At 57.9% G+C, this 18,623-nt stretch carries 8 protein-coding genes and 1 tRNA gene; 6 read left to right on the forward strand and 3 right to left on the reverse strand.

What is annotated here, in order from left to right; genetic code table 11:
* Nucleotides 1-3 precede the first annotated feature (3 nt).
* Nucleotides 4-1,332, reverse strand: a complete 1,329-nt coding sequence (locus Q363_RS03595; RefSeq protein WP_035347933.1) for a M24 family metallopeptidase — start codon at nt 1,330-1,332, stop codon at nt 4-6.
* Nucleotides 1,333-1,539: 207 nt separating this feature from the next.
* Here Q363_RS03595 and Q363_RS03600 point away from each other — a divergent pair, with 207 nt between their 5' ends.
* From Q363_RS03600 to Q363_RS03615, 4 genes are all read left to right on the forward strand, one after another.
* The gene (locus tag Q363_RS03600) at nt 1,540-2,661 is read left to right on the forward strand and encodes a purine-nucleoside phosphorylase (protein WP_051978308.1); all 1,122 of its coding nucleotides are present in this window, start codon (nt 1,540-1,542) and stop codon (nt 2,659-2,661) included.
* A 77-nt stretch (nt 2,662-2,738) separates the two neighbouring features.
* Nucleotides 2,739-3,755 carry a class 1 fructose-bisphosphatase gene (gene fbp / locus Q363_RS03605; protein WP_035347934.1) on the forward strand — a complete coding sequence of 339 codons (1,017 nt, stop codon included), beginning with the start codon at nt 2,739-2,741 and terminating at the stop codon, nt 3,753-3,755.
* On the forward strand, nt 3,752-4,000 hold the full coding sequence (locus Q363_RS03610; RefSeq protein ID WP_035347935.1) for a hypothetical protein: 249 nt from the start codon (nt 3,752-3,754) through the stop codon (nt 3,998-4,000). Before fbp ends, Q363_RS03610 begins: the two co-directional genes overlap by 4 nt.
* Nucleotides 4,001-4,106: 106 nt before the next feature.
* Nucleotides 4,107-4,182: transfer RNA gene (locus Q363_RS03615), tRNA-Ala, on the forward strand.
* Nucleotides 4,183-4,628: 446 nt separating this feature from the next.
* On the opposite strand, the gene Q363_RS37760 is transcribed toward Q363_RS03615, so the two are convergent.
* Nucleotides 4,629-6,374 carry a malectin domain-containing carbohydrate-binding protein gene (locus Q363_RS37760; RefSeq protein WP_084079932.1) on the reverse strand — a complete coding sequence of 582 codons (1,746 nt, stop codon included), beginning with the start codon at nt 6,372-6,374 and terminating at the stop codon, nt 4,629-4,631.
* 616 nt (nt 6,375-6,990) lie between these two features.
* Between Q363_RS37760 and Q363_RS03630 the strand changes: the two genes are divergently transcribed.
* Nucleotides 6,991-12,858, forward strand: coding sequence for a malectin domain-containing carbohydrate-binding protein (locus Q363_RS03630; RefSeq protein WP_035347938.1), 5,868 nt, complete (start codon nt 6,991-6,993; stop codon nt 12,856-12,858).
* Between the two features lie 160 nt (nt 12,859-13,018).
* Nucleotides 13,019-14,629 (forward strand): WD40 repeat domain-containing protein, encoded by a 1,611-nt coding sequence (locus Q363_RS03635; protein ID WP_035347939.1) that lies wholly within the window; start codon nt 13,019-13,021, stop codon nt 14,627-14,629.
* 461 nt (nt 14,630-15,090) lie between these two features.
* On the opposite strand, the gene Q363_RS03640 is transcribed toward Q363_RS03635, so the two are convergent.
* Nucleotides 15,091-17,859, reverse strand: coding sequence for a TonB-dependent receptor (locus Q363_RS03640; RefSeq protein WP_169746915.1), 2,769 nt, complete (start codon nt 17,857-17,859; stop codon nt 15,091-15,093).
* Nucleotides 17,860-18,623: the final 764 nt, after the last annotated feature.

Raw genomic sequence — 18,623 nt, forward strand, 5'->3', positions numbered from 1 at the left:
TTTTCAGCCTTTGGCGAAGGGTTGTTCGAGGGAGGGGCTTTGGGGGGTGAACATGTCGCCTCCGTTGGGAGTGGAGACCCAGTCGTCTTCGAGGCGGATGCCGAACTCGCCGACGATGTAGATTCCGGGCTCGTCGGAGAAGGTCATGCCGGGCTCGAGGATGGTGTTGTTGCCGCGGACGAGGTAGGGCCACTCGTGGCCGTCCATGCCGATGCCGTGGCCGAGGCGGTGGGTGAAGTGTTTGTAGTCGGGGCCGTAGCCGGCGTCGGTGATGACTTTGCGGGCGGCATCGTCGACGGCGTGACAGGGTGCTCCGGCGCGGCCAGCGGCGAGGGCGGCGGACTGGGCTTTGTGGACGATGTCGAAGACCTGCTTCTGCTTGTCGGTGGCCTTGCCGAGGACGAAGGAGCGGGAGATGTCGGACTGGTAGCCTTCGACGGTGCAGCCGTCGTCGAGGAGGATGATCTGGCCCTCTTTGATGACCTGAGGCTGGAGGGAGCCGTGGGGCAGGGCGGAGTACTCGCCGACCTGGCAGGAGGCGTCGCCGGGGAAGCCGGTGCGCTGATAGGCGGCGGCGATGAACTGGGAGACCTGGCGGTTGGTCATGCCAGGCTCGAGGGACTTCCAGGCGGCCTCGTAGACGTTGAGGGTGTTGTCGTTGGCTAGGCGCATGAGGGCTAGTTCCGCCGGGGATTTGACGGCGCGGCAGCCATAAGTGACGGGGGTTGCGCTGACGGCGGTGAGGGTGGGGCTGGCGTGAGCGATGCCGTCGGCGAAGGCAAACTGGGTGCGCTCCTCTATACCGATTCTGCCGCCGGCGCTACCGATCTTGCCGGTGGAGATGCCGGCGTCTTTGAGGGCTTTGGCGAGGAGGGTGTAGGGGCTTTCGTCCTCGTTCCAGGTGTAGACCTTCGTGACTGATGCTTCGGGAAGGGTTGGAGGCTTTGCCTCCATGCGCTCGCGGACGCGGCCCTCTTCGAAGACGGGGCAAACGACGAAGGGCGCGCCCTTGACGGGGAGGACCCAGGCGAAGAAGCGCTCGGACTGCCCCCAGCGGAGGCCGGTGAAGTAGGTCAGCGAGGTTCCGGTGCAGATGACGAGGGCGTCGAGTTTGTTGCTGGAGAGGAGTGCGCGGGCGCGCTCGACGCGGTGCTCGCGTTCTTCGAGGGTGATGGGAACGGCTTCGCTGCGGCGGTCTTTGAGGGCGGCGATGGCGGGTGGGAGTTTGAGGTCGGAGGGCAGAGAGGCGGAGGGGCGCTGGGCCTGGAGATGGAGAGACGGGGCTGCGGCTGCAGCGGAGGCGGCCAGGAGAAAGCTTCGTCTGGATGGCATGTGCGGATTGTAACGAATGCGGTGGCGAATGCTGGGAAAAGGCGAAATGCAGGTTCTTTGACTTCGCTTCGCTCCGCTCAGGATGACAGAGTTTGGGAGGGTATGGCTAGGGTAGTTTGCCCCAGTCTTCGCTCAGGTCGATTCGCAATGACACATCTTTTCAGTGGATGACACGTTTTTTGAGATTGTTGCCGTAGGCTACCGAACATGGTGAGATTGCGAGTGGTTGCTCTGACCGCGGGGTTTGCGGCCAGCGTGGGTTGTTGCGCAGCGGCGCAGCAGCAGGATGTGATTCGTCCGAAGGTGGTGATCGTTGCTTACTTTGAGGTGGGTAAGGATACGGGCGATCGGCCGGGCGAGGCGCAGCTTTGGGTGGAGCGGGATCATCTGGATCGCGTGATCGACGTGCCGGGGATGACGCATGCGGTGCGGGTGAAGGCGGATGGGTCGGAGATTCTGGCGGTGGTGGGCCCGGGGCAGATTCGTCCGGCGGCGAACCTGATGGCGCTGGGGTTCGACAAGCGATTTGATCTGCGAGAGAGCTACTGGCTGATCAACGGGATTGCGGGGGTTTCGCCGGAGGATGGGGCGCTGGGGTCAGCGTTTTGGACGGACTATGTGGTGAACGGCGATCTGCTTCACTTCATCGATCCGCGGGAGATGCCGGCGGATTGGAGGGATGGGTACTACGCGATCGACAAGAGCAGGCCGGAGGAGCAGCCGCGGGTGGCAGCGGAGTCGGCGGAGGACGTGCGGACGTGGCCGAAGGATGAGGCACAGATCAACTGGCGCGGCACGGTGGTGCAGATGAATCCTGTGTTGCTCCAGTGGGCGTACGGGATGACAAAGGAGATGAAGCTGCCGCAGACGGAGGCGACGCGGACTTCGGGAGCGAAGTACAAGGGGTTTGCGAAGGCGCAGGCGGCTCCGGTGGTGAGCGTGGGGGCGAATATTGCGACGGAGACGTTCTGGCACGGCGCGAAGATGGACGAGTGGGCGCATCGGTGGGTGGTGTACGAGACGGATGGGCGGGCGCGCATGGGGACGACGTCGATGAACGATTCGGGTGCGATGGTGGCGCTGTATGCGCTGACGAAGGCGGGACGCGCGGATTGGAATCGCGCGCTGCTGCTGCGGACGGCGAGCAACTTCGACCGGCAGCCGGAGGGGATGACGGCGGAGCAGAGCGCGAACAGCGAGAAGCATGCAGGGTTTACGGGCTATGAGGCCTCGCTGGAGGCGGGCGTATGTGGTGGGGGGCAGGGTGGCGAAGGCGATTGTGGCGGGCGAGGCACCGGCGGTGAGGTCGGCGAAGTAGCTGTGCGGTGATCGGCGTTCGCTGTGGATGGATGTTTGCGCGGAGTGATAGGGTCGAGATTGGGACTTCTTTGCAAAGGTGACGCGCGATGGCGATGATTACGACGGTGCAGCAGCATATCTTGCAGCAGCAGCAGGAGCTGCTGAGGTCGACGGGTTGCGAGGCGTCGGGAACGTTCAGCTGGCTGCTGAGCGGGATCACGCTGGCGACGAAGATGATCGAGGCGAAGATTCGCTCGGCGGGTCTGAGCGATGTGCTGGGCGCTGCGGGCGCGGAGAACGTGCAGGGCGAGCAGCAGCAGAAGCTGGATGTGTATGCGAACCAGGCGCTGCTGCACTGCCTGGGGCTGCGCGACAGCGTGGCGGCGCTGGTGAGCGAGGAGGACGAGCAGCCGGTGACGTTCAATCGCGATGCGGAGACGGGAAGGTACATCATCGTCTTCGATCCGCTGGATGGGTCGAGCAACATCGACGTGAATGTGAATGTGGGGACGATCTTCAGCGTGCTGCGAAGGATGCCGGCAGAGCTGGGGACGCTGGAGGAGTCGATTCTGCAGCAGGGGTTCCGGCAGGTGGCGGCTGGTTATGTGGTGTATGGGCCTTCGACGGTGCTGGTGTACACGACGGGCAACGGCGTGCACGGGTTCACCCTGGACCCGAAGATCGGCGCGTTTGTGCTGAGCCACGAGCGGATGCAGATGCCGGAGCAGGGAAGTTACTACTCAACCAACGAGGCGAATGCGGCGGGTTGGCCTCAGGAGTATCGCAGCTATTTGGCGATGCTGCGGGATGGCGGGCTGGGGAAGGCGTATAGCTCGCGGTATATCGGGAGCCTGGTGGCGGACTTTCATCGCACGCTGCTGAAGGGCGGAGTGTTTCTTTATCCTCCGACAGCGAAGCAGCCGAAGGGCAAACTGCGACTACTGTATGAGGCGAATCCGCTGGCGTTTATCGCAGAGCAGGCGGGCGGGGTGGCGACGAATGGGGCGGGACGCATTCTCGACATACGGCCGGAGGGGATTCATCAGCGGACTCCGCTGTGCGTGGGGAGCAGGCGCGAGATGGAGGCGCTGACGGCGACGCTTTCGGGGGCTGCGGTCTCGTGAGCTTTTCGGCGGTGGTGGTGGATATTCGCGAGGAGAGAAAGATTGCGGGACGGCAGCGTTGGCAGGTGCTGCTGGATCGGACGGAGTTTCGTGCGGGGGATGCGGGGACGCTGGAGGCGGTGGCGCGGAGTGGAGCGCGGCTGGTGGTGCTGGTGCTGGGTGCGGTGGAGGATGTTGATGGAATCTGGCACCAGGTGGACAAGCCGCTGATGGCAGGGACCGCGGTGATCGGCAGCTTGGAGTGAGGACCGATTCCGTTTGAGCGGGAAGGGGCTTCCTGATACACTCAGAGAGGAGTCGTTCGACGCTGTGGATGTGCCTGCGAGAGTGGAGCGCGCCGGTGTCGGGTGGGGGGCTGTAGCTCAGCTGGGAGAGCGCCTCGTTCGCAACGAGGAGGTCAGCGGTTCGATCCCGCTCAGCTCCACCAAAGAAATCAATGACTTACTTGTGGAATCTAGGTTCAATAAGAGTTTTTGGAGAGAGAAAGAGGGAAATAAGCAGCGTGGGGCCAATTTGGGTCCACTATGCTGCATTCTCCTTCTTCGCCAGTACAAGAGATGCGATCTTCTCTCCTGCCTCTCGTTTTTCATCGCCTACAGTCTGTGCGTACGTAGCTAATGTCATCTCCGGTGTGGAATGACGCATTAACTCCATACTCACCCGTAGACTCACGCCGCTGGAAAGCAGAAGGGAAGCATAGCTTCTGCGAAGTGTGTGCCCATCCTAGCTTTGGCTTGTTGATACCTGCTGCCTCTATCGCCGGGACGACGTTACGACGCCAGATCCCGTTTGCACTCTTGCGCGACCCACGGAGTCATCGAAAGAAGCGCTCCTGCAGGTAAAGGCGAGAAGCTCCTCGGACAAACCTTGGATTTACCGCATCGATCCGCTCGGAGCAATTTTTTCAATTGCGCTATTCAACAGGCCATCGATTCCAACAGACCTTCGCCCGCTTTGTCGATCAGTGTTCTCCTGCTCAACACTGATGGCATTGACTACAGCGTAGTTCCGATCTGGATGGAATGAAAGGACCAGCTTGCCCTGAGGATTGGGCGTCAACCCGTGAAAAGTCTTCACCAGGGCGTGGGCGACACCAGCCTCCTTCGCAATGTCTACGTTTCTTGCTAATGCAACGCCGTTAGAGAAGATATCAAAGACACGATGTCCCGGCCCGTCGGTTCCCGACATCGCAGTGCCGAAGTAGGCTTCAGCAAAATAGAGCCGTACGGTGTATGTGCCACGGTCTACTGGAATTGCATATGTGAAATTTCCATAGCGTTGCGTGAAATATAGACCAGGGTCGTCTGTATCCATGACTTGCACCTTATCCGACGCGAGAACACCACCGATGAAGTAGTTGTCTGGCTCCCAAATCTGCCCTGATGAGTCGGTGAAGAATTCGTTATGCGCCACGAAGTGAATGGGACGGATGCGTCCCGGAATACCGGGCAGCAGTTCAATCGCATTCAACGTAGGCTGCGATATCAGGCCATTGAAATCGAGGCGCACATGACCGGTTGCATCGGGGTGCACGTCCCGAAAGACGCGCACATCCGCGGTTCCTGATCCGGCATCCGAAACGATGTCAAATTCATTCAGCAACGGCTCCCCATTCAAAAGGACATTGAAGACGCGGCTATTCTCACCTCCGCCTAAGGTGCTGGCTGAACTGTAGGTCGTTTCGGAGAAGTGGAGATGAAGTTCATACGTACCCGGAGGCACGGGAATGCTGTATGAAAACGTTCCCGAACGCGTGGTGAGATAAAGCTGCTGATCGCGTGTTCCGGCGATGTACTGGTTGGAGAGCTGGATCGGATATCCTCCGGAAAAATAGCGATCGCCGAGCCAGAGATTGCCTTTGTAATCACGGTAGGATTCCTTGGAATAGCCGCATCGAATGCGAACCTCAGGCGTGGTGCTGGGCGCCAAAGAATCAAGCGTATTCTCAGACGTTCCTCGAGATACCGCTATCGCACGCTCGGACCGATGCAGGACAGTCAGGCCGCAGAGCAAAAGGAAAGCTGCGGACAAGGATATTGCGGCGATCCAGCGCGCCATCATAGACCGGGGTGATTGTGGTTTAGCCGTCGCCGCTCGAGATTCTGCTACTTGATGGCTATGCACAGTGACCGGCACTTCCGTAAGAGGAACTTCTGTCGGCACCTGATTTGCTTCACGCTCGCTTTGTTCGATGGGCTTTGTCACGATCGCGGTCTCGGCCGGCTCGTCAGCATTCTCTGGGCTGGCCGTTACTCGGGTCCGAGGAACGAATCGCGGTACATATTGTCCTGTGGCGATACAGATTTCAAAAGGTTCGTCGATCCCCTCACCGCTATAGAAACTGCGCAGTTTCTTGCGAAGGCGATGGGCCTCGACACGAACAATCGAATCCTCGGCGGGCGTGAATGAGTCGGGACGTCCAAATACGTCGACTGCAATTGAATATTCCTTCAGTTTTTGGGCGTCTCCGCGAAAGTATCGTTCGCAAATGTAGGATAGAAACCTGGTTAGATTCGGACTCTTCTTGAAAGTCGATGAGTCTAGCACTGAAGCCAGAGCAGCGCGCTCTTCTGTGAGCCCTGTATCCAGGGTACCCGTACCTCTTCCCTCACCGCCCATAAGGCAGTACTCCTATCGCCGCGTAAACTGTTACAGGTTTAATTATAGGACTTAGATTTACCGTCCCAGACGCGGACATTTGCACATAACAGCACATGATGGTCTTGTAGCCTCCCGAAGGACGTCATGTAACAAGTTAAGTGTGAGTGAAAATAAAGAACTTACCGCACCTAACAGTCTTAGCCTAGATGACCGAGGGGAAAACGGTTAAGGTGGGGGAACAGATGCCTGGTTTGCAGAGCATCTCATTCTCCCCCGCCGGAAGAAGCCGGCGAACGATTCGGCAAGGTATCGTGTCTGACCCTGCTTCGGATCGTGACACAATAGAAGAACGGGTTTGCGGCATTGCACAAGCAGAGTCCTCGTCTCCGCACACTCGGACACAAATTACATCCCAGTGCACGACTCTGAATTGGAGTTAGCAGCAGCATGGGCGCTTTCGCCCAAGAACCATCGCTGTGCGCAAAACACCTGATTTGGATTTATGCACCGTACACCCTTCCTAGCCGACAGGCCAACATCTGTCGGTGACGCGGAGGTCGACCCAGGCATGCGCGCTGCCCGGCGCAGCGTAAGTATGCGTGTGCAGTTCAGCAAGCTAGTTTTGTGAGGACCAATGAGACTCAAGTTAGTCTGCTTCTATATTGTTTTTCTTTTAGCGACCGCGATCGCCTCTGTCGCTCAAGTGGACATCACCACCTGGCAGGCGGATTTGAACCACACCGGTCTGAACAGCCATGAGACAACGCTCACACCTGCAAGCGTGACCACACCGGGAAATTTTGGCCTGCTCTTCACGCAGCAGACCGATGGACAAACATACGGGCAGCCCCTGTTTGTGAGTTCTCAAACGCTGAACAACCTGCCCGGCCAGTTCAGCGACGGGATGCCGCACAACGTCATCTATCTGGCGACCCAAGCCGGCACAGTGTATGCCTTCGACGCCGACGCTGATCCGCAGGGTGCGAATCCCAACGGTACGAACTCCTCCCCGCTCTGGTCAACGCATGTTCTGCCGGCCGGAACGCAGCAACTGCAGCAAACGGATACCGCATCGAGCGACATTATGGGGCCGCTCTCCATTACCACCACACCTGTGATTGACGCTACTACAGGGACCCTTTACATCGTTTCCACAGTCAAGAATCCCCCGCTGACGCTGCCATACCAGCAATATATCTATGCGTTGGATCTTAAGACCGGTAACCCTAAGTTTGGCAGCCCAGTGGCGATCAACGCCGCCTTCAGCGGGACACCCACCGCACTTAAAGATGGCGACAAGGATCCAGTCCCCTCTCCCGGCCCCGGCAAGATTCCCTTCTCGCCTCTCCATGAGCATTTGCGCTCAGCAATGGTTTTGTATAACGGCATAATCTATCTCGCCTATGCATCGCACAGCGATGAAACGCCCTACCACGGCGAGATCCTGGGTTACGACGCCACCACACTACAGCTGGTGAAATCGTTTATCGTCAGTCCGAACGACATGGAGGGAGGAATTTGGCAGTCCGGGGCCGGCCCGGCGATCGACTCGGAAGGAAACTTGTACGTCGTCACCGGCAACGGCGCGTTTGATCAGGCGCCTTCACAGTACACCGGTGCCACCGACTGGGGCGAGAGTGTGCTCAGGCTGCCCACCAATACCGCGGGTGAAATTCTAATACCCTTTTCCGATACCACGAGTTGGTTCACTCCAAGCGATTGGGCCCAGCTCAACAACGGCGGTCCGGGCTTGGCCAACGACCGCGACCTTGGCGGCGGTGGTATGCTTTTGCTTCCTGATCAACCTGGCAATCATCCGCACATTATGGTCGGCGGCGGCAAGGCCGGCGTCTTGTATGTCCTTGATCGCGACAATTTAGGCGGCCTCACGCAGGACGACGCAGCGGCCATCCAGGAGATCATCGAACCCGCCGGGACCTCGCTATTTGTGACTCCGGCATATTTCAACGGCAACATCTATTATGCTCCCGATGGCGGAAGCCTAAAACAGCGTCAGGTGCAATACGACCCGGCCACGGGTAACTACATCTCGACCTCTGCGATCACCTCCTCCGTGCACGCTCCATTCAAAGGCGCTGGTGTCTTCATCTCTTCAAACGGCAATAACAACGGCGTCGTCTGGACGGTCGGAAACGCGCTGACGGCCTATGATGCGCGAAGCGTTGCAAATCCCATCTACAACGTCACTACCAATGTTCCAGGAACTGGCGGTCAATGCACGACGGCAAAGTTCAGCCTGCCCATTGCGGTCAATGGCAAGGTGTATTTCACCTGCTTTAAATCGTCGCAGGTTCCCGGCCCCGGTTACCTTTTTGTGTACGGTGTGTTTCCGCAGGCTGCCGGCAGCCCGAACGCACCGAGCAATCTCACGGCTTCAGCCACGTCGTCGAGTCAAATCACACTCAACTGGACCAACAACGCCGGTAGTCAATCGGGATTCACTTTTATCATCCAGCGTTCGACCTCTCCAAACGGACAGTTCGCCCAGGTAAAGCAGATCAGCGCGAACATCACGACCTACGTCGATTCGCAGTTGACTCCAGGAACCACTTACTTCTACCAGGTACTTGCCAGCAATACGAACGGCTCAAATGGCAGCAACGTTGCTTCAGCAACTACCTTCCCCGCTTTTGTTCAGCCGGGTCTCGTGGCTTACTGGAACATGGATGACCAGTCCGCTCTGCCCACGGTACCCGACGTCACAGGCAATAGCCACAACGGTACTTCTCTTGGCGAAGCAGGCCCCAGTGGCGCCGGCTACATTAATGGCTCATGGGTCTTCCACGGCACTTCAGCGATCGATCGCATTGGCGTGTCCAACAAGCCTGACCTGCAGTTTTCTGCGACGCAGAGTTTTACGCTCTCGCTTTGGGCTAACCCAGCCGCACTCACTAGCCACGAGCAGACGATCATTGCCAAGTCTGCCGACCAGGGCAATGAATATGGCATTTACATCAATGCCAACAACCAGTGGATCGCACGTGGCCCTGCAGGGGATCTGGTAGGTCCTGCGGCAGCTCTGAATGCCTGGACCAACATCACGCTGGTTCAAGATGGCAATGCCGGCACGCGCAGCCTCTACATCAACGGAGTGCTGCAGGCTACAGGTGCGGCGCAGGCTGCAGATGGTGCCGGCGACTTCTGGATGGGCATGCAGAACGTCAATGGCAACGTCGAAGGTTACCAGGGCCAGATCGACGAAGTTCGCCTCTACAATATCGCGCTCACCCCGGGGGGAGTCACAAACACCCTCGCTCCGGCGATCGTCGATGCTGTTTCGAACCAGACTCACGGCTCAAGCGGCGTCTTCGGCATTACCCTCCAGCCTGCGCTCGCTCCGCAGACAGAACCTCGTATCCCATCGGCTTCTGGCTCCTACAGCATCGTCCTGCACTTTGCGGCGCCCGTATCGGGTGTTACCGCAGCACTTGGGGTGCAGCCTGGCGTCGAGCAAACCGCGGTTGGCCAGGTTGGCACCGTTAGCTATGACTCCACCAACACGATCGTGACCGTGCCGCTGACCGGGGTGCACAATGCTCAGGCGCTCAATTTGCATCTGACAGGTATTCTGCCTTTGAACGGTGGCGCTACCGTTGCCGGAACTGCCGATGTGCCCTTCAACATTCTTGAGGGCGACGTCACTGGCGACCACTATGTCGAATGCTCTGACGTCGACTGCTCTGACGTTGCGGCGATCAATGCCAACCTTTCACCACAGCTCAATCCATCCAACTTCCTCTACGACGTCAATGAAGATGGCGTCGTCAATACATCCGACGTCAACGCAGTCACAGCTCTATCCGGGACAAACTTGGCAGTGCAGACGGATGCGAATCTCGCCCTCTTCAAGAAGGCGTCTGCATCCACCGAGAACACCGGTGGGGGCAATGTTGCCGCAAGCGCGTTCGACAACAACTTCAACACGCGTTGGGAAAGCGTCCAGGGTCCGTCCGCCGATCCTTCCTGGCTGCAGGTGGATCTCGGCCGTCCTGCCAATATCCACTCGCTCGTCATTGATTGGGAGAACGCTGCCGCAGCGAGTTACCTGCTGCAGGGCTCAAACGACAATTCGACGTGGACGAACATTGCTCCTCCGGTGACCGGCAATAACGGCGGCGGCTTCAGGACGTATTCCGGCCTCAATGCCAATGCCCGCTACGTCCGCGTCCTCGGCGAAACGAGAACGACACCCTATGGCTATTCGATCTACGAATTCCAGGTGATCGGGTCATACGGTCCGCCGCAAAGCGGAGAACCAGGCACGGCGCCTTCGATCACCAGTGCGCTGAGCGCCTCAGGCACCGTCGGTACGCCGTTCTCCTATCAGATCACTGCCAGCCAGAATCCAATCAGCTTTAGCGCATCCGGACTTCCTGCTGGCCTTAACGTCAATGCCTCGGGGATTATCTTAGGTATGCCCACTGCTGCAGGCGTGAGCAGCGTAACGCTTGCAGCGTCCAACTCCGCAGGAACCGGAACAGCCAATCTGCAGTTGACGATCAACCAAGCAGCACCAACTGTGCCAGCCGCACCTGCGAGCGTGACCGCCATCGCCGGAACTGGGCAGATCACCCTGAACTGGACCGCAAGCAACGGCGCAACGTCCTACAACATTTATCGCGGAACCGCTTCCGGATCAGAGGCAGCGACACCCCTCGCCAGCTCCGTAACGGCAACGAGTTTCCTCAATAGTGGTCTCACCAATGGCCAGCCGTATTTCTATCAGGTGACCGCAGTCAATAGTGCAGGTGAGTCGGTCAAATCACCTGAGGTCTCGGCCACACCTCACCAGATAGTGACGGGGCCAGTGGTTTACCAGATCAACGCGGGTGGACCAGCGATCGGAAACTTTGCCGCTGATGAGCTCTTCGACACCGGAGGTACTTCCGGCACCAACAACACCATCACGGTTGCAGGCGTAACGAACGCGGCACCAGCCGCAATCTACCAGACAGATCATTACGGCGGCGCCTTTACATACACGTTACCTGCGTTGCAGCCGGGCGCAGCCTACACCGTACGCCTGCACTTTGCGGAGACGTATTGGACTGCAGCCGGTCAGCGCCTCTTCAACGTGGCGATTAACGGTTCGCAGGCCTTGTCGAACTTCGATATTCTCGCCACTGCCGGCGGGCCAAATATCGCCGTGGTTCGTGACATTAGCGCAACGGCCAACTCGGCCGGACAGATTGTCGTCTCCTTTAGCCAAGGCGCGGCAGATCTTCCCAAAGTCAACGGCCTGGAACTGCTGGCAGCTCCTGTGCTGCCGGTGGTCCAGATCAACTCTGGCGGACCTGCAGTCGCGCCCTTCACAGCTGATCAATTCTTCACTGACGGAGGAACCTCGGGCACACAGAACACAGTGTCCACGGCAGGGGTGGCCAACGCTGCGCCGATGTCTGTCTATCAGACAGATCGCTTCGGCGGATCGTTCACCTACAACCTTGGCGGCTTTACTCCCGGGGGCAACTATGTTGTGCGGCTGCACTTTGCCGAGACCTACTGGACCTCAGCTGGAAAGCGTCAGTTCAACGTCGCCATCAACGGTGCCCCTGTGCTGTCGAACTTCGACATCCTGAGCACCGCGGGGGGACCGAACATAGCGGTTGTGGAGTCCGAATCCACGACCTCCGACAGCAGCGGCAATATTTCCATCGCATTCACAGGGGGAGCTGCCGATCTGCCCAAAGTGAACGGGATTGAGGTTGTGCCAGCCAGCGGAACCACGCAGGGGCCCGCACAACCTGCCGCCATCACCGGGTTGTTCGCTACGCCCGGAGTCGGACAGGTCGCACTTACCTGGAACCCAGGGAACGCGGTTTCCACCACCTATAACGTGTATCGTGGTTCGGCTGCCGGGCAGGAGGCCGCGCAACCGATCGCCTCCGGCCTGACCAGCACCAGCTTCATTGACACCACCGTTACAAACCAGGCCACGTATTACTACACCGTCTCCGCCGTCACGAGCGGAGGCACGTCGACCGCATCCAACGAAGTTAGCGCAATTCCAGGGGCTCCAGTCACCGGCACCGCTATCTATCAGGTCAATGCCGGCGGGCAAGCCGTCGCTCCCTTTGCCGCGGATGAGTTCTTTACTGGCGGTTCTCAATCAGGCAGTAACAACCCTGTGAACACGACTGCAGTGGTCAGCCCGGCGCCCGCCGCCGTTTACACAAGCGAGCACAATGGCGGCAACTTCAGCTATGTTTTTCCGAACCTGCATGCAGGAACTCAGTACCTTGTCCGGCTGCATTTCAACGAGACCTACTGGACCCATGCGGGGCAGCGGGTCTTCAACGTCGCGATCAACAACACTGCTGTCTTGCAGAACTTTGACATAGTAGCCACCGCGGGGGCGCCGAATACGGCTCTTGTCGAGCAGTTTACCGCTACCGCCGATGCCAACGGACAGATCACCGTAGCCTTCTCCAACAGCGGGGCCGATCAGCCCAAGGTGAGTGGCATCGAGATTTACCAATAACTCTTCACCAATGATGGACTCATCCAGGTCTGCCGTCTCGTTCTCGATGGCAGACCTGGGTCCTTATTGAAGGAAATGAAAGGATTCGTAAATGTCGCCTTCCATAGCTAACGTGCTCTCTCGTCGAAGGCCATCTTGGAGCGAGTCTGTTGCAGCCCTGATGTGCGGCCTCCTGCAAGCCATAGCCGTGGGCGCACCTCTACAGCATGACCCCACCGCCCCGCCTTCTAATCCGGCCTACGTCGACTATCTGATCGCGGAAAATATGGCCGGGGATGGAAGCAGGGCTGAGGCCCTGCATAAATTAGCCCAGAGCCTGCGTCTTCAGCCTGCTGGAAATCCTGCCGCTGGCCTTGCGTTTCAGCTGCTGACGGAACAGCGCACGAATAGCAGGCTCATCCTGCACGGGCATACGGACGCTGTCCTTTTTGCGGCTTACAGCCCGGACGGAACGAAGATCCTGACGACTTCCGCTGACGGAACGGCACGGCTATGGGATGCCCGCACTGGACAGATGCTCGTTCCGCCCATGCATCACGAGGATTCGGTACTTGCTGCCGGCTTTAGCTCGGATGGCAAGCGTATCGTCACTGGCTCAGAAGACAAGACCGCACGGATATGGGAAACCGCGACAGGCAAACCCATCGGAGCCCCGTTGCAGATGAACGGTGAGGTGCTCACCGTTAGCTTCAGTCCTGATGGGAGCATAGTGGCTACCGGAGCCGACAACGGCATTGCACGCACATGGAACGGATCGACGGGTGCACCGCTTTCTCCCCCCATCGTTTACCATGAGGCGGTCTATTCCGTCCGTTTCAGCCCGGATGGTTCGCAGCTGCTGACAGCAACGGGAGACAATATTGCAGATCTGTTGGATCCTAAAACCGGAACTCGTGTTCTAAAGAAGCCCATCCGCCAAAACAACATCATCTTCACTGCTGTTTTCAGCCCAGATGGTACGCAAGTGCTTACCGCGTCTGCCGATCATACTGCCCGTATCTGGAATGCAAAGACTGGAGCGGCTATCGGCAATGCCTTTCATCACGGCTTCTCAAGCGATGCTGCTTCATTCAGTCAGGATGGCTCGCGCGTCCTCACAGTCTCTTGGGATCATACCGCGCGCGTATGGGACGCCAGGACCGGCCAGGCGCTCACTCCTCCGCTTCAGCATGCCGATGCCGTCCTGAAAGGAGCGCTCAGCCCGAATGGCTCCCTGGCGGCCACCGTAGGACGTGACCATAGCGCGTATCTTTGGGACGCCACCACCGGCGAGGAGCTTCGCCTGCCACTCCGCGCTAGGAATAGCCTCTCAAGCATCGCCTTCAGTCCAGATGGCGAGAGTCTGCTCGTGGCTGTGGACTCAACTGTTCAGGTAATCGATCTTCCCCCTCTTACCCCCGTTCCCGCTTGGGTCGCCGACCTGGCCGATTTCGCTTCGACACAGGTGAAATATAATCAGGACAGCGCGCCCGACCTGTCCCGCATCCGCCAACTCCGTCAGGATCTCCTAGCCTCCTCTTCTACTGATCTCTGGACCCGGTTCGGTCGCTGGTACTTCACCGAAAGCGATCAGCGCGCCATCTCGCCGTGGAGCCATATCAGTCTCCAGGAATACGTGAATGGTCTCATCGAGCAAGGTGATAATGAATCGCTCGAGCTAGCGGCTACACTCGCTTACGACCATCCGACGTGGATGAAGAAGATCGTGCAGATACGAGTACACCAACAGGCTGAAACTCAGCCCGGCATTTCGCACTCTCCGTCTTTTTAGCACTGATGTCAGATTTTCCGAGAGGCGCACGAATTTTCTTCATGCCTTTACGCGGCGGATACCGGCGACGAGATCAGAACTGAGAGGGCACAATCGGGAGCTTCGTAAGCCAGTCGCCGACCGGGGCCCAGGCAGGGATTAATAGTACCGGGAGCAAGTTGACGAGATTCATGGTGGTACGGCGAACCACGACGTGATTAGAGGCCTAGCGCTGTTCTGCATAATGCCAGGCCACAGGCCCTCAATGGTGTTTCTGTCGCAGTTGAGCGGCTGAACCTGCTTGCTTCGAACTTCTCGATTACTCGGAGCGCCTGATGCGCGCCCAGTTTGCTAAAGTCCAGAGCGGCATCTTCACGCCGAGGACTTCCTCGACAACAACGGCTGGTCGGAAATCATTGGAGTACAGCGCGTTTCTCGTGATTCGGTCGGTTGTTCCGGGCTACTTTCTTGAAAGTTATCTACTATTTCTTCCATAACGTTATCTTTAGGCCACCATAGATATTGAATGGAGTTCCTGGAGCCAGGAAGCTTGAACTTCGAATTGGGATCTCACCATTGCCTGTGCCGTATGGGGTGCCAAATGGCTGTGCTACGAAGTGGTCGTTATCGTCGAATGGGGTGGTGCCAAGCTGGGCACCGGTTGAGTAGTGCTTATCGAGCAGGTTATTCAACTGCACGAAAAGCTGGATGCGCGGAATGATCTGGTACCGCACACCGAAGTCGGCGATCCCATAGCCCGCGGATTTGCCGGAGCCGAGATAGAAGACACCATCCGGCTGGTGCATGTTGTTTTCATTGCCACGGGCGAAAGAGGAACCAACTGCGCGAATATCCATCTCAGCCGTTAACTTGGGCGAAGGCCTGTACTGGCCAGAGAGCTTGAATAGATTGCGCGGTACCTGCGGAATAAAATTTCCGGGAGTGATGCGAATGTCGCCTTCGGTACCAGGCATATCTGCCAGAGCACTGTCGTTCGTGCTGTTACTGCCTCCGTTAATGGTCTGCGGACTCTGGTAGGTGGCATTCAGGAAGGTATAGTTGCCGCCCGCGCTCCAGTGCTGCCAGTCTTTGGTTAGTTCGAGTTCCACACCGCTGCGACGTGTCTTGCCAAAGTTGAGAAAGTAGCCGAAGCCGGTCTGCTCAGAGGCGACGAAGAGCAGGTCATTGTGGTTTTGGCCGAAAAAGTAGTTGGCGCTCCAATGAAATGTGCCAATGTCGTTGCTGCGGATACCAACCTCGAGGGTGCGCGAGACAACCTGCTTGAGCGGAGGATCGCTGACCAATGCGTTCGGCAAATTGCAAGGCTCATTCGGGTCAGCACATCCAAGTTCGATCGATGTTGGAGACCTGCTCGCTTCGCTGTAGTTGAAGTAAGTGTTGAAAAAACGAGAGGGCCTGAACGTGAACCCAGCCGCAGGATTGAATCGCTGGAAGGCATTGTTGCTGGTCAGATTGCCACGCGCCGCCGAAGGAGGCAGATAATCCACATTGTCCAGAGAGGTGTGGTTGTAGCGGCCGGAGAAGGTAAAAGCCCACGGACCAGAGGTGAATGTGTCGGTAGCATAGATGCTCGGCGTGTTTACGGTTCCGTGCAGCCAGACCTGGGTGTCTACGGGCTCGTCATCTGCGAAGGTCGTGCCATCCAGAAAGACCGGGACCAGCGTAAAGGAGACGTTGTCCGGATTGAGATAGCCGAGTTGAGTTAGCTGGTAGTACGTCGAGGTGCCGCGGTCCCACCCGGCCCCCACGGCCAAACGGTTATGCATGGTCGTCCACGTAACCAGGCCGGAGAGGCCATAGCTGTTCTGTTTATTCGAGGTTCTTGTAATGACACCATTGCACTTTTCCGACGGCTCGCCGCCGGTGTCGTTCTGGAGCGACTGGGCGAGACAGCGCCAGTATGGAAAGGGCTGTGTTGTAGCGTTGCCTGTCGTTGGAAAATCTTTGTAGCCCGCGGCAGTAAGTGCCGCGATATCGGCTGCGCTGAGAGTGTAGAGATTCTGGTCGAAGGAGTCTTCGTTCAAATCGCCATTGGAGCTGTCAGTTCGCACGTAGCGATAGTAGGCATTGGCAGAGAGAGTCAGGTTATTCGTTGCTGCGTGACTTACATTCAACGTGAGTGAAGGAGAATGATTCCAGGTCACATCCGGAATCGTATTGACGGAGGTATAGTCAACCTTCAGGAAACGGAAGTCTGCCGTACCGTTTCCGGTCAACCAGTTATTCGCGTAAGCTCCGCTCAGATAGACGCTCGTCTTTGCGTCCGTCCATCCGATCTTTGCGGAAGCCTGTCGTACTTCAGACGGAGAATCTTGACGCCATCCGTCTTCGCGATAAAGATTCCCTGCGAGGTAATAGTTGAATCCACGAGGTAAAACGCCTCCTAGTTCTGCCTCGCCGGCGCGTCGTCCAAACTTTCCGCCTGTGATCTGTAGTGAACCACCGGGCGCAGTCAGGCCATCCTTTGACTGCACTGAGACCGCTCCTCCCAGTGTGTTCAACCCGTAGATGGGGTTAGAGCCGGGAATCAACGCCATATCCCGGATCGCTACTTTTGGGATCAGGTCCCATGCAACGATGTCGCCAAACGGCTGGTTCTGTCGCACGCCGTCCATATAGACAGAGAGCCCTTCCGGAGTCCCCAGCAGGGGAGAGGCCGTGTAGCCGCGATAGCTGATGTCCGGCTGGTACGGATTTCCCTGGTTCTCATTGACGTAGACACTGGTCAGACGCTTGTTCATCAGGTCTGCGAGATCGAGTGCATTGCTGTCCTCAAGGTTTTTTGCTGTCAATCCCTGCACCGGTACCGGTATCTGGTCGCGAGACTGAGTCGCCTCCCCAATCGGGGTGGGAGAAAAGACTGTGACGCTGGTGGGGGTGCCTTGAACAAGCAGCGTAACTTCTCGAAAAACAGGCGATGCCGAGGTTACATCGATCTCCATGAGACGAGAAGCGAAGCCGGACGTCGAGATTTGTAGTTGATACCTCCCGAAGGCTAATCTGTCCAGAGAAAGTGCGCCCTGGGCGTTGGTCTGAAAGGTAAGGTTGGTACCGGGGCCGGTGATACTGACGATGGCACGCAAACCAGCGCCCGAAGGGTCATTCACCTGGAGTCTGATCTCACCAATGTGTCCGCCAGCTTGCGCGGCCGTCGTTTGTGAGTAAGCAAGATCTCCGATGCAAAACAAAAAAGAGATCCATAACAGGCCGGAGCGCAGAATCAGCGGCACCCTGCGTCTCCTTGTGCGCCGTGATCGTAGATGAATTCTCCGTCCTTGCCTGGGTCTTTGTTCTTGCATTCCCGAAGGCTGCTGATTTGGTTTATTTCCATGAGAAGTGCAAGATTATGCTTTCGAATCCCCTTTTTTCCATACCTGTGTGGGTTGTTCAATGCACGAGAGTAAAGTGTGCCAAGTTAATGCTTTAGACGGCCGAATTATCATTTTAATGCTTTAGACGGCCGAATCATCGTTTCTTTGAAAACACTCACCGGCTTGACGGATCGTTCGGGCTTCTCCGTCTCGCCACCTTCGGCGGCAGGGGTCGGCATTGACCGGTGCTCTCGCGCCACCCGTGCGATCGATGCGCCAGGCACCAACGTCGCCTCTACAATGCGTCGCTTCTCCTCTGCCGTACGGATGAACCCGCTTGCCCGCAGTACCAGCTTCGCCCATTTCTATCGTCTCGCTCACAATGCCATCGTCGGCCGGATCAAGCCGCATGTCTACACGGCGAGGACCGGGCGCTTACGTTCATGCCTGAGGTCTTGATCTACAAGCCGTAGCGCAAGCGGGGCTTGGCCGCTTTGCCTGAGTCCTCACCAAGCTCGCGTTCCCTTGTAGTGCTCTACAAGGTCTGCGCCGTGAGAGATGAAGTCACACCCGATTGCTGCGGTGTGTTGGCTTGCTGCCTGTACTCATCAGCTTTCTTTTGAGCCTTCGCCTTCGTCAGTTCTGTGATGTCACCAAAAATCGCCTTTCGTTTGACGCCGTTT

The sequence above is a fragment of the Edaphobacter aggregans DSM 19364 genome (assembly GCF_000745965.1).
GTDB classification, from domain to species: domain Bacteria; phylum Acidobacteriota; class Terriglobia; order Terriglobales; family Acidobacteriaceae; genus Edaphobacter; species Edaphobacter aggregans.

Bases quoted from the DNA above. Each gene is read 5' to 3' on its own strand.
- Q363_RS03595 (WP_035347933.1), bottom strand. From the start codon at position 1,332: ATGCCATCCAGACGAAGCTTTCTCCTGGCCGCCTCCGCTGCAGCCGCA.
- Q363_RS03600 (WP_051978308.1), top strand. From the start codon at position 1,540: ATGGTGAGATTGCGAGTGGTTGCTCTGACCGCGGGGTTTGCGGCCAGC.
- fbp (WP_035347934.1), top strand. From the start codon at position 2,739: ATGGCGATGATTACGACGGTGCAGCAGCATATCTTGCAGCAGCAGCAG.
- Q363_RS37760 (WP_084079932.1), bottom strand. From the start codon at position 6,374: ATGGGCGGTGAGGGAAGAGGTACGGGTACCCTGGATACAGGGCTCACA.
- Q363_RS03630 (WP_035347938.1), top strand. From the start codon at position 6,991: ATGAGACTCAAGTTAGTCTGCTTCTATATTGTTTTTCTTTTAGCGACC.
- Q363_RS03635 (WP_035347939.1), top strand. From the start codon at position 13,019: ATGTGCGGCCTCCTGCAAGCCATAGCCGTGGGCGCACCTCTACAGCAT.